Genomic DNA, 12,881 nt, shown 5'->3' on the forward strand with positions numbered 1-12,881 from the left:
AAAATATTATTATGCTTAAAAATTATTTTAAAATAGCCTGGCGAAATATGATGAAGAGCAAATTCTTCTCCTTCATTAACATTTTCGGCTTATCTGTAGGTTTAGCCTGCTGTATGCTTATTGCGCTTTATCTAAACTATGAAACAAGTTACGATACACAACACAAACATTCGACTGATATTTATCAGATAGTAACTGATTTCATTAAAAAGGGGTCAGAACCTATAAAAATGCCCAACACACCGGCGCCTATGGCCGAAGCGGTAAAACGCGACTTCCCGGAAGTTTTGGAAAGCGCAAGGCTTATGAAGCTATTTACTGATGATAAAACCATTTTGCAATACAACCCGCCATCAGGAGAACGCAAATCATTTTTAGAAGAGAGAGGCTATCTGACAGACGCCTCGTTCTTCAAGATATTTAATTACAACTTTATTGAGGGTAATGCAGTTAATGCCTTGGCTCAACCTCGTACAGTGGTCATATCACAACAGCTGGCGAATAAGCTATTTGGCAATCAGCCCGCTATAAATAAGGTTTTACATGTAAACAGTAATACCAATGGCGAGCAGGATTACACGGTAACTGGTGTTTTTGCCGACAGCCAAACCCCGTCACATATTGATGCCAACTTTTTCCTGTCTATGAGTGGTGGTAATATTGAACAGTTTACCAAGCAGCAGGCAAATGACTATGCCAGTAACAATATGTTTCATACTTATCTGCTGCTTAAACCGGGTACTGATCCTAAAACGCTTGAGGCCAAGTTCCCGGCATTCCTGGAAAAATATGCCGGCCAAACCATGCGGGAAATGGGTTTTAAAAAGTTACAGACATTACTGCCACTACGGGAGATACATTTAAGTGACCGTGTAACTACTAACGTAACACCGCCGGCAAGCAAAACGTACTTGTATGTGCTCTTCTCAATAGCTGTATTTACCCTGCTTATCGCCTGTATCAATTTCATGAACCTTTCTACCGCCCGCTCATCTAAGCGTTCATCAGAAGTTGGAGTACGTAAAGTTTTGGGGGCTGAAAAGTCAACCCTTATCAGGCAGTTTCTCGGGGAGTCGATACTCATGACCCTGATAGCATTTGTTATATCTATTGTCATTACGGTAGCACTTGTCCCGCTATTTAATAAAGTAGCCGACAGGAACATCGTCCTATCTTGGGCAAACGATGGGATGTTATTAGCCGGGTTCCTGGTAATGGCTTTGTTTACCGGCCTATTAGCGGGTAGTTATCCTGCTTTCTATTTATCATCATTTAACCCGGTAAAAGTTTTAAAGGGAAAGTTAACCAATTCGCTCGCGGTGGTGGCTGTAAGGAAAGGTTTGGTTGTTTTTCAGTTTATTATTTCTGTGGTGCTTATAGTCGCATCGGTTGTAATAGCCAGGCAAATGAACTTTATGCGCACTACAGATCTGGGCTTTACCCGTGAACAGGAGATCGTGATTCCTTTACGTACAGCTACTGCTAAAAAAGCCTACCAGGCTTTCAGAGATGATCTTAAAGGCAATAGTCGTATTGCATCAGTAGGTGCATCCTATTACTATCCCGGTATATTTAACCCGAGCGACAATAGCTTTTACAGAGAGGGGCAAAATGTTGAAGAAGGTAAACGTACCCGCATGAACTATGTGGATGAGAACTTTTTGAATACACTTAATATTAAACCCATTGCAGGGCGCTTGTTTTCTGCTGATTTCCGCTCTGATACCACCAATAGCGTTATTATTAATGAAACAGCCGCTAAAGAGTACGGATTTGCTTCGGCAAAGGAAGCTGTTGGAAAAACTATTTATAATAGTTTCCGAAACAACATTAGTCCGTTTAAAATAGTCGGCGTGGTTAAAGATTTTCATTACGAGGATCTGCATTTACCTGTTACCCCGTATGCGTTCCGGTTAACAACAGATAACTCATGCAGTTACATGATCGTACACGCCCGTGCAGGTAATGTAAGCGATGTTCTAAAATCAATTGAAAGCACCTGGAAGAAATTTAATGCCAATGAGCCTTTCGACTATAGCTTTCTGGATGAGGATTTTCAGAAGAACTATAAAGCTGATACTCGCCTGGCCGCTATTGTACGCTACTTCACCATCATAGCTATCTTAATATCGTGCCTTGGGTTGTTTGGTTTGGCCGCATTTAGTGCCGAACAGCGTACCAAGGAAATAGGTGTGCGCAAAGTGCTGGGTGCAAGCGTACAAACAATTGTTTCGTTGTTATCCATCGATTTTCTTAAATTGATTATTATATCGGTTATCATAGCCTCACCAATTGCCTGGTGGTTAATGAATAAATGGCTCCAGGGCTTTGCCTACCGCCAGGCTATTGATTGGACAATATTTGCTTATACTACGATCATTGCCATCACTATCGGCCTCATCACCATCGGTTCGCAGGCAATTAAAGCCGCCCTGGTGAACCCGGTAAAAAGTCTACGATCTGAATAATACCTGGTTTATTTAATATTAAAAAGGTTAGGACCATGGGTCTAACCTTTTGCGTTTAAGCTATTAGTTATAATATAATTAGCCGTTTCATTGTATCATAACCGTACGCTCGCTGTACATAAGCGTACGGTTATTCTTTAAAATAATGTTTATAAATACCTGACTTATTGATACTTGTAATTTTGGTACATTATTCATACCTGCATACCAAAACAGTTTAAGAAATTGCAGCACAAATTATAGCAAGTATTAACAAGTCACAATTATATCCAAATGTTATCACTACAACATATTTCAAAATACTACCAGGTAGGCGGCAATAAAAACTACGTCATCAATGATATCAGCCTCAATGTTGATGAAGGCGAATTTGTATCTATCATGGGTCCTTCAGGTTCGGGTAAATCAACATTGCTAAACATCATTGGCATGTTAGATGAGCCTACCAACGGCTATCACTACTTTGTAGATCAGCCCGTTCACCAGCTTAAAGAAAAGCAACGTTCGGCATTATATAAACAATATATAGGCTTCGTTTTCCAGGCATATCATCTTATCGACGAGCTTACCGTAGCAGAAAATATCGAAACCCCGTTGATATACCAGGATGTAAAAGGCAGCGAACGCAAAGCAATGGTTGCCGATATGCTCGACAGGTTCCAGATAGTAGGCAAGAAAGATCTTTTTCCTGCCCAGTTATCAGGCGGCCAGCAACAATTGGTTGGTATCGCCCGCGCTTTGATAGCAAAACCTAAATTGATACTGGCTGATGAGCCTACCGGAAATCTTAACTCTAAACAGGGAGAAGAGATAATGGAACTATTCAGGAAGCTGAATAAAGAAGATGGCGTTACCATTATACAGGTTACACACTCCGAAAAGAACGCTGAATACGGCTCACGTATCATTAACCTTTTAGATGGTAAAATAGAATCCATCAAGAACCTTTGAATTCAATTATAGAAATGCGATACTTTAAATATTTACTAATAACTTTTACATCGTTTTCTCCGGTATTGGTGCATGCCCAACAGGCAGACAGCTTGTTGACTTTACAGCAGTGTGTGGATATCGCGGTAAAAAATAACCTTGATGTTAAAAAGAGCGGCTTACTGGCGCAATCCGGAAAAATTGATTACAACCAGGCTAAAGAATATCTTTTACCAACCGTAAATGCACAGGTAGATCACGGTATTAACAACGGGCGTAACATTAACCCGTTTACAAATACCTATGTAAACCAGTCGTTAACCTATGGCAACTACAGCCTTAACGGAAACCTTACACTGTTTAGTGGTTTACAAAACCTTAACCGCATTAAGCAAACGGCATTAGCTTATGAAGCGGGTAAAATGGATTTCCAACAAGCTAAAGACCTGGTGACTATTAATGTAATTACCGCTTATTTACTGGTATTAGACAATACAGAACTATTAGCCCAGGCCCGTAAGCAATTAACTGTATCAAAACAACAGGTTGACCGTTTAGAAATATTGGAGAAAAAGGGCGCTAATAAACAACCTTCCGATCTTTATGATCTCAAAGGTACTTACGGCGACAATCAATTGGCATTAGTCAACGCGGTTTCTACGCTTGAAGCATCAAAACTAAACTTGCTGCAGATATTGAATATTCCTTACCGTAAAGGAATTACACTTGCCCCGGTTGATGCTCAAAATTTAACTAAGCAAACAGATGCCTCTTCAGAAAGCATATATTCTACGGCTTTGCAACAACTGGCTTTAGTAAAAGCGTCTACCTTAAGGCGCCAAAGTGCCGAGAAAGCGGTAAAAGTGGCTAAAGGGGCTTTGTTCCCGACAGTATCATTATTTGGAGGATTATACACTAATTATTCAAGCGCGGCTCAACGGTCGGTATTTACAGATTCAAGTACTGTAAACACAGGGCAATTTGTAAATACGGCAACCGGGCAGCAACCCGTACTGGCACGCCAGGCAAATTACGATAACCGCAGCATTGGTTACTACGATCAGTTTAAAAATAACTATAGTACGCAGGCGGGTATCAGCGTAAGGATACCTATACTTAACTATTTCCAAAACCGTAATAAAGTAGCCCAAGCTAAAGTAGACCTGGAGAACTACAAGAACATTGAAGAAAACACACGCATTAAATTAAGGCAGGATGTAGAGCAGGCTTACCTAAATATGGAATCTGCCTATAACAGGTATAATGCCCTTATAGAGCAGGTTAAAGCCTACGCCGAATCATTCCGTATAGCAGAGATACGTTTTAACGCAGGCGTACTTACCTCGGTAGACTATGTGCTGGCCAAAAACTATCTTGACCGCGCCAATATCAATCTTATCAATGCCCGGTACGATTGCTACATCTATAATAAGATATTGGATTATTACCAGGGCCGCCTGTCATTTTAATACTTTACAACCTTATAACAATGCAGTCCGGTGTGCTATTTAGCCGCCGGACTTTTTTATGTGAATAAAATATACATTTGTGCGTTGTACTCGTTAACACAAAATACCAATACCACTGTTTTACCTTAAAATCATTAAACCATGAAAAAATTATTACTTACCATTGGCTTCTTTGCAGCTTTTGCTACAGCTACCCAGGCTCAAATTATACCTAAAGTACAATTTGGTGCTAAAGCAGGTGTAAACTTATCCAGTTTATCTAACTCAACCAGCACATTCAGTTCTGATAACCGGGCAGGCTACCTGGCAGGTTTTTGGGCACGCTTTGGCGCTATTGGCTTTAACTTTCAGCCGGAGTTATATATTACCAGTAAAAACGTAGATATCAATAACAGCAACGTTAAAATTGGCTCAGCTAAATTTACCAGTATTGATGTGCCATTATTATTTGGCGGCAAAGTAGGCGCTTTTGGCCTTGGTGGCAGGTTCTATACCGGCCCGCTATTGTCATTCGCTATTAATAAAGACAGAAACTTTGGTACTGCTGTAAGCAGCGCAACCAGTTTTGATTACAAGGATTCTAACTTTGCCTGGACTTTGGGCGCAGGTATAGACATCCGTAAATTCTCTGTTGACCTGCGCTATGAAGCCGGTTTAACCAAACAGAATTATTACGATGGCTCTACCAATTACAAAACACGTGTAAGCTTATTTAACCTGAGCTTAGGTTACGCGTTCTTGTAAGAAGTTCAAAAGCATAAAAAAGCCGGTGTATATAAACATACACCGGCTTTTTTTATTGGCGACCTTAGGCATGCTCTATGGCGTGTTTCAAGGCTGCGTTATGCTTGTATTTGAATACAAATGGGAATACCACGGATATGGCTAAGGCGTAAAGTGCAAATGTAATCCATATGCCATGCCAGTCTTTAGTGTTGTTAGCAAGCGTAAAATACTTATCTATGATGATACCGCTGGCAAAGCTGCCGAATAACGCGCCAAAGCCATTTACCATCATCATAAACAGTCCCTGTGCGCTCCCGCGTATTTCTGGCGATGCCTGGGTTTCTACAAATAAAGAGCCTGAGATGTTAAAGAAATCGAAAGCCATACCGTAAACGATGCATGACAGGATAATCATCCATAAGCCGTTAGCAGGGTCGCCAAAGGCAAATAACCCGAAGCGTAGTACCCATGCCAGCATACTGAACAGCATGACGTATTTAATACCAAACTTGCGCAGGAAGAATGGAATGGCTAAGATAAACAAGGTTTCAGATATCTGGCTGATAGACATAATGATAGCCGGATATTTAACTGCTATCGTATTTTGATATGCCGGTACGTTTTTAAAATCATGTATATAGGTATCGCCATAGGCATTGGTTAATTGCAATGCCGCGCCTAATAATAGTGAGAAAGCAAAGAAAATAGCGAAACGGGGAGATTTAAAGAGCGCAAAAGCATTTAAGCCCCATGCATCTACAAAAGATTTTTTACCGGCGCGTTTGTTGAGCGGTGGGCATTTTGGTAATGTAAAAGCATATATACCCAAAGCGAAAGCTACCGCAGCAGAAATATAAAATTGGTTGGCAGAAGTTTCGTTATGAGTTAGACTTACCGCCCATAAAGCAGCTATAAAGCCTACTGTTCCCCAGGTGCGTATAGGGGGGAAGGTCTTAACAATATCTATTCCCTGGCTTTTTAAAGCAGAATAACCAACGGTTATAGATAATGAAAGCGTAGGCATGTAAAAAGCCATGTTAATAAGCATCACCCAGAAAAATGTTATAGGGTTACTGATCATCGGCAATACACATAGCGTTAAACCACCAAGAATATGCATTATGCCGTACAGTTTTTCTGCATTAATAAATTTATCAGAAAGTATACCTGTTAGGGTAGGCATCAAGATGGATGAGATGCCCATTGTAGAAAAGATAGCGCCAAATTGCGCACCAGACCATTGTTTGTTTTGAAACCAATATGCACCAATGGTTAGCAGCCAGGCTCCCCAAATAAAAAACTGCATAAAGTTCATCAGTATTAAGCGAAACTTAATATTCATAGAGCGCAGGCAATAAAATTCTTAAAAATCAATGTTTAAATAAAAGCTGAAATTAGGGAAATATTAGCAAACTATAAAGTAATTACTTTGCTTGAGTAAACAAAAAAGGATATCAGTTGATATCCTTTTAATATTTAAGACGATTTACGTTTATTCAATTCATCCCGTATTTTGGCAGCCTTTTCATAGGCTTCTTCGGCTAAAGCCTGCTGCAAACGCGATTTAAGCTCATCTTCACTTAAAGTATTATAACTACCTGATGCATTGGGAATAGCGGTTTTTTCCTCAGGCGTTTCATTAATGTTCTCCAGGTATACAAAATCATTCCCCTCGATCACAATGCCTGCAGTTGAAAGGATAAATTCATAAGTATAAATAGGGCAATCGAACCTTACGGATACCGCAATAGCATCAGAGGTGCGTGCGTCTATCTCTACCGTTCTTTTACCATCAAAACACACCAGCTTGGCATAAAAAATACCATCAACCAGGTTATAAATAATAATTTCCTGTACGCTGATGTTGAACGCCTGACCAAGGCTTTTGAACAAATCATGTGTAAGGGGACGGCTTGGGGTCATTTTTTCAATTTCAATGGCAATGGCTTGTGCCTCAAAACTGCCAATAATAATTGGCAGACGCCTGCGGCCATTAATTTCGCCCAAAACTAAAGCATAAGCACCGGATTGTGTTTGGCTGTAGGATAGCCCAACGATATCCAGCTCGATCTTTTTCATGTCGTTACCCATCACTGCAAATATACGCTTTAAGCTGAAGCTTTGTATGCCTTAAATGCGTCGATTAGTTTTGGTACTATCTCAAAAGCATCACCTACAATGCCATAATCAGCTACCTTAAAGAACGGAGCTTCGGCATCTTTGTTTATCACAACAATTACTTTTGATGAGCTGATACCCGCCAGATGCTGTATGGCGCCAGATATACCAATAGCAATGTATAAGTTAGGGCTAACGGCTATACCGGTTTGGCCCACGTGCTCACTGTGAGGGCGCCAGCCGGCATCTGATACGGGTTTTGAGCAGGCAGTAGCCGCTCCAAGCAAATCAGCCAGTTCTTCAACCATACCCCAGTTTTCGGGACCCTTTAAGCCGCGGCCACTAGAAACAACTATTTCCGCGTCGGGCAAGGAAACCTTGTCTGTTGAACGTACAATATCTTTCAGCATTTGCTTAAAGTCGCCTTCTTTAGCCTGTACAGTAAATTCTTCAACTGATGCTGTACCGCCGGTTTCTACTACTTTATATGAATTTGGTGTTAGGGCAATAACCTTATTGGCTGAAGTTAGCTCAACAACGGCAAAGGCTTTACCAGAAAAGGCTGTTTTCTTAACCGTGAATTTCCCACCATTTTGCTCCGGTAAGGCTACAGCGCCATCAGCAACGCCAGCGTCCAGCTTTACGCCGAGACGTGGGGCAAGGCCACGGCCACTAAAAGAGTTTGATAGCACTACAATATCGGCACCACCGGCTTTAGCCGCTTCCGCAATTACCGAAGCATACGCCTGGTTCACAAAGTTTTTTAGCTTATCGTTGCTTACATTGAGCACTTTTTCCGCGCCATATTTGCCTAATGCAACCAGTTCATCAGCGGCAACGTCACCAATGGATATGGCAATAAGGTTGGTTTGTTGTTGATCGGCTATAGCTTTGGCGTATGAAACCGCCTCGAATATTGATTTTTTGAATTTGCCTTCGGCATTTTCAGCATATATTAAAACTGACATAAAAAGATCTTAATGGTAGTGTTTAAGAAAATATTAGATAACCCTGGCTTCGTTGTGCAGCAGATCGACCAGTTTGCCGGCATCATCGGCCGGTACCAAAGTAACTTTGCCACGAGGTGCTGGAGTTTCATAGCTGATTACCTCTGAGTTTATTTTTACCTCCACTGGCTCAACAACAGTAAGGGGTTTGGTGCGCGCGCTCATTATACCACGCATATTAGGTATTTTAGGCTCGGCTACGCCCTCGGCTGTACCGGCAACTATGGGTAAAGGTATGGTAAGTACTTCCTTGCCGCCTTCAATCTCACGCTCTACGGTAGCTTCGCTGCCGGTAACATCCAGTTTTTTGATGATAGATACGGAAGGGATATCCAAAAGCTCGCCCAGCATAGCCGCTACTTTTGAGCCGTTGTAATCTATAGATTCGCGGCCGGTGAGGATCAGGTCAAACGGATTTTGTTTTACATATGCGGCAATTTGGTTGGCCACAAACCAGGCATCATGCGGTTTGGCGTTGATACGTACAGCATCGGTAGCGCCTATGGCTAATGCTTTACGAATGGTAGGTTCTGTAGCAGCTTCACCTACGTTGATAACGGTAACACTGCCATTGCCGCCATCGGTTAATTCGATAGCGCGGGCAAGGGCTATCTCATCATAGGGGTTGAGTATAAATTGCACCCCATTGGTATTAAATTGCGTGTTATTATCGGTAAAGGTTATTTTTGTAGTGGTATCCGGAACATTGCTGATACATACCAGTATTTTCATCATATAATTGGTTTTATAGGTATTTGATTAGGGTTACTGGCAAATTTAGTTAAAAAACAACGAGTTTAAAATGGACACAAGCAGATTGGAAAAGCTCCTGGCATTTATTGAGAACGAACCCAACGATGAGTTTTTAAAATACGCGCTCGCCACCGAATACCTCCGGTTAAATGATACTGATAAAGCGCTGGCTTATTATGAAGACCTGGTGAAAAATCATCCAAATTATACCGGAACTTATTACCACCTGGGTAAACTCTATGAGGCGCTTAACCGTCGTGACGACGCCATCGCTACTTACGAAAAAGGCATAGAAATAACCCGTGCCAAGCGGGATATGCACGCGCTGTCAGAACTCCAGGGTGTTTACAATAATCTGGTTGGCTTTGATGATGATGACGACGATTATTGATCTATAGTAGGTACTTTACAAAAATGCCCGGAGCTCATTGGCTACCGGGCATTTTTGTGATATGTGAATCCGAAAGATTAATTACGCAATATTCAATTGGATAATGTAACCGTTTTAGAAGCAAGATATTGCTTAATATATAAATTAACCTCAGCCTTTTTAGTGCTATCGTCAATGAATTTATCTAAACTAACCAAACCGTTCTCCAAAGGGCCGATAAAGCTGGCATTAGCGACATTGGCTGAATGAAGCCAGTCAGTAATATTTAGCATTGTTCGTTTATTCACAGTTTGCGTTTTTAATTTACTAATATCCCCGCCATAAGATTTATAGTATACTTTGGCGGAACCATTGGCATTAAGACTTTCTAAGTCTGAACTCTTGTTAATTAAATTCTCAACAGTACTTAAGCCAAATACACTCTTCAACGCATATTGTAAACCTTCTTTAATAATAGATCGCTTATCTTTAGTAAGGGCTTCTGCCTGGTAAAATATATCAAACCTGCGTCCCAAATTTATGCGCGTTAACACGTGCGTGCCATATTTACTGACAAGCTCCTGTGCGGTTAACGACAAGATATCTCTTTTGAAGTTGTCCGTCAGGAAATTATTTACATTTTGATCATAGAAAATCTTGTATGATTTATATATCCAGTAATCCGAATAGTAACCATAAACATATTTTTTATCAGTTACATTAGTTCCGGGGAAAAGACCGTAGAGCGTGTTCCCAAAAAGCACCGACCCATTGGTTTCGTTAAATGCACTGGAAAATCTTGCCGACAGTTCTGCGGCATCATTAGCCTCTATGGTACGTGCGGCCCCCTCAGTGCTTGTACCTATATTGATTCTTTGTGAACCGCTTGCAGCATAAGCCGACGTATTTATAACGTTAGCCCTAACTGAAGCCTCGTCGTTAAATTTATCAGTAACATCATAACCAAATCCTAAGTAATTGTATGAGTCTGATGGTGTAATTAAAGGCGGCTTATTTTCATTTTGGCCCGCAACCGATAAGCTTATGTCCTTAGACAAAACAGGTTTCTGACTGGTTAAATCATTTGACTTTTTAGCGCAAGATGTTAATATGGCCAAAACCGATAGGATGGTAAAAATTTTTTTCAATTGTGATGTGTTTATTGTTTGTGATAATACTTTAGGCAATAGACGAAATAATTGCATATTGGTTTAAAGATACAGGAAATAAATTTACAGGGAATATTTTAAAAAGCTTTTATATCTACGCTAACTCTTAAAACGGCGGTTCATCCTCTATGTCATCCATACGCGATGGGCGGATAATGAAGTTGCTTGGTTTGTCGAAATCCTGGTTGGGGGTAAGGCCCGAGAAAGCAGCGTTCATGGGAGGGAAGCCGTCCATGCTGGTTTCCAGATCCTGGAATTTCACATACTTGCCAACAAACTTAAGCCTTACACGGCCGGTTTCGCCGTTACGATGCTTGGCGATAATAACTTCACCTACACCCTGTGTAGGGTTGTTATCTTCATCTACATCCAAACCGTAATATTCGGGGCGGTAAAGGAATAATACCATATCCGCGTCCTGCTCAATTGAACCCGATTCACGTAAGTCTGAAAGCATAGGCCTTTTAGACCCACCCGGGCGGCTTTCTACTGCACGGCTCAACTGCGATAGCGCAATTACAGGTACATTCAGCTCCTTAGCCACGGTCTTTAACGCGCGGGATATACTACCGATCTCCTGCTCACGGTTACCGCCCTTGCCGTCATTTTTACCATGCATCAGCTGCAGGTAGTCAATGATGATTAGCTGTATATCATGCTGCGATTTTAAACGGCGGCATTTAGCCCTGAACTCGAAAATATTCAGCGATGGGGTGTCGTCAATAATCAACGGTGCTTGCTCCAGTCTGCCAATTTTAGAGTGGATCTGTGCCCATTCCCATTCTTCGATGTTACCCTTACGTATTTTTTCCTGCTCAATTTCGGTTTCGCCGGATATTAAACGATTCACCAACTGAACGGACGACATCTCCAGCGAGAACACCACAACAGGTTTGTTAAAGTCAACCGCTGCATTACGTGCGCAACTGAGTACGAAGGCCGTTTTACCCATCGCAGGGCGGGCCGCAATGATAACCAGGTCAGACTTTTGCCAGCCCGAGGTCATGCGGTCAAGTTCGGTAAAGCCCGATGCGACACCTGTCAAACCGTCTTTTTTATCTTTAAGCGCTTCAATATCCTTCAGGGCCTCGTGCATCAGGTCGTCCATCTTGCGGGAGTCGCGGCGAAGGTTATTTTGAGCGATTTCAAACAGGTTTTTTTCGGCCTTGTCCAGCAGGTCAAACACGTCGCTGGTATCTTCATAAGCACTGCTTACAATATCAGTAGATATACGGATCAGTTCGCGCTGAATATATTTTTGAATAATGATACGCGAGTGATACTCAATGTTAGCAGCAGAGGCGACCCGATTGGTTAACTCGGTAATATAGTAGGCACCACCTACCATTTCCAACTCACCTGTTTGGCGAAGCTGGGCAGTAACAGTAAGGATATCTACCGGAGAGGTTTTTTCGAACAAGTAGGCTATTACGGCAAATATCTTCTGGTGCCTTATATCGTAAAATACCTCCGGTTTAAGAACGTCAATTACTGATGAAAGCGCGTCTTTTTCCAGCATCAGAGCACCTAACACCGCCTCTTCCAGATCAAGGGCCTGTGGCGGTAATTTGCCCAGGCCAACCTGCGGTGAAGGGTTCGAAAAACGCGTTCTGCGTTCGCCAACGCCGGGCTTGTAATTAGGGGATTCGTTCTCAAAAATCATAGCAAACAAAAATATGCAAAAATCAAATCAGGTGGCCTACAAATCGTCCACATAGTGTATCAATCTTTTAATCGAAACATTATCAGCGCTATAAATTTCACACTTGTTAATTAACACTGTATGTTTATAACGTGTTAATTACTTTGTAAGTGCCTGATATTGATAAGTGTTTATAAATGTAGCCCAATGTTAATTAAACTAAGCGCTA

At 41.5% G+C, this 12,881-nt stretch carries 11 protein-coding genes; 5 read left to right on the forward strand and 6 right to left on the reverse strand.

The window, feature by feature from the left end:
* Window positions 1–11: 11 nt before the first annotated feature.
* The 4 genes from CKK33_RS10800 to CKK33_RS10815 all read left to right on the forward strand — a co-directional run bounded on the left by CKK33_RS10800 (window position 12) and on the right by CKK33_RS10815 (window position 5,611).
* The gene (locus CKK33_RS10800; protein WP_095704119.1) at window positions 12–2,468 is read left to right on the forward strand and encodes an ABC transporter permease; all 2,457 of its coding nucleotides are present in this window, start codon (window positions 12–14) and stop codon (window positions 2,466–2,468) included.
* Between the two features lie 273 nt (window positions 2,469–2,741).
* Window positions 2,742–3,419, forward strand: a complete 678-nt coding sequence (locus CKK33_RS10805; protein WP_095704120.1) for an ABC transporter ATP-binding protein — start codon at window positions 2,742–2,744, stop codon at window positions 3,417–3,419.
* Between the two features lie 14 nt (window positions 3,420–3,433).
* Complete coding sequence (locus tag CKK33_RS10810) at window positions 3,434–4,867, forward strand: TolC family protein (protein ID WP_095704121.1); 1,434 nt, start codon at window positions 3,434–3,436, stop codon at window positions 4,865–4,867.
* 141 nt (window positions 4,868–5,008) lie between these two features.
* A complete protein-coding gene (locus CKK33_RS10815; protein ID WP_095704122.1) occupies window positions 5,009–5,611 on the forward strand; it encodes a porin family protein in 603 nt (200 codons plus the stop codon).
* Window positions 5,612–5,675: 64 nt separating this feature from the next.
* Here the strand turns inward: CKK33_RS10815 and CKK33_RS10820 are convergent, their stop codons facing one another.
* The 4 genes from CKK33_RS10820 to CKK33_RS10835 form a co-directional block, all read right to left on the reverse strand.
* Entirely contained in the window at window positions 5,676–6,935 is a 1,260-nt protein-coding gene (locus CKK33_RS10820) for a nucleoside permease (protein ID WP_095704123.1), read from the reverse strand.
* A 134-nt stretch (window positions 6,936–7,069) separates the two neighbouring features.
* Complete coding sequence (locus CKK33_RS10825; RefSeq protein ID WP_095705822.1) at window positions 7,070–7,672, reverse strand: bifunctional nuclease family protein; 603 nt, start codon at window positions 7,670–7,672, stop codon at window positions 7,070–7,072.
* A gap of 29 nt (window positions 7,673–7,701) precedes the next feature.
* Window positions 7,702–8,679 (reverse strand): electron transfer flavoprotein subunit alpha/FixB family protein, encoded by a 978-nt coding sequence (locus CKK33_RS10830; protein WP_095704124.1) that lies wholly within the window; start codon window positions 8,677–8,679, stop codon window positions 7,702–7,704.
* 33 nt (window positions 8,680–8,712) lie between these two features.
* Complete coding sequence (locus CKK33_RS10835; protein ID WP_095704125.1) at window positions 8,713–9,450, reverse strand: electron transfer flavoprotein subunit beta/FixA family protein; 738 nt, start codon at window positions 9,448–9,450, stop codon at window positions 8,713–8,715.
* A 70-nt stretch (window positions 9,451–9,520) separates the two neighbouring features.
* Here CKK33_RS10835 and CKK33_RS10840 point away from each other — a divergent pair, with 70 nt between their 5' ends.
* The gene (locus CKK33_RS10840) at window positions 9,521–9,862 is read left to right on the forward strand and encodes a tetratricopeptide repeat protein (protein WP_095704126.1); all 342 of its coding nucleotides are present in this window, start codon (window positions 9,521–9,523) and stop codon (window positions 9,860–9,862) included.
* Window positions 9,863–9,954: 92 nt separating this feature from the next.
* On the opposite strand, the gene CKK33_RS10845 is transcribed toward CKK33_RS10840, so the two are convergent.
* Both CKK33_RS10845 and dnaB read right to left on the reverse strand, forming a co-directional pair.
* The gene (locus CKK33_RS10845) at window positions 9,955–10,989 is read right to left on the reverse strand and encodes an MAC/perforin domain-containing protein (protein ID WP_233138191.1); all 1,035 of its coding nucleotides are present in this window, start codon (window positions 10,987–10,989) and stop codon (window positions 9,955–9,957) included.
* 127 nt (window positions 10,990–11,116) lie between these two features.
* Window positions 11,117–12,673 (reverse strand): replicative DNA helicase, encoded by a 1,557-nt coding sequence (gene dnaB / locus CKK33_RS10850; RefSeq protein ID WP_095704128.1) that lies wholly within the window; start codon window positions 12,671–12,673, stop codon window positions 11,117–11,119.
* Window positions 12,674–12,881: the final 208 nt, after the last annotated feature.

It is taken from the genome of Mucilaginibacter sp. MD40 (genome assembly GCF_002288635.1).
In the GTDB taxonomy this organism is placed as follows: domain Bacteria; phylum Bacteroidota; class Bacteroidia; order Sphingobacteriales; family Sphingobacteriaceae; genus Mucilaginibacter.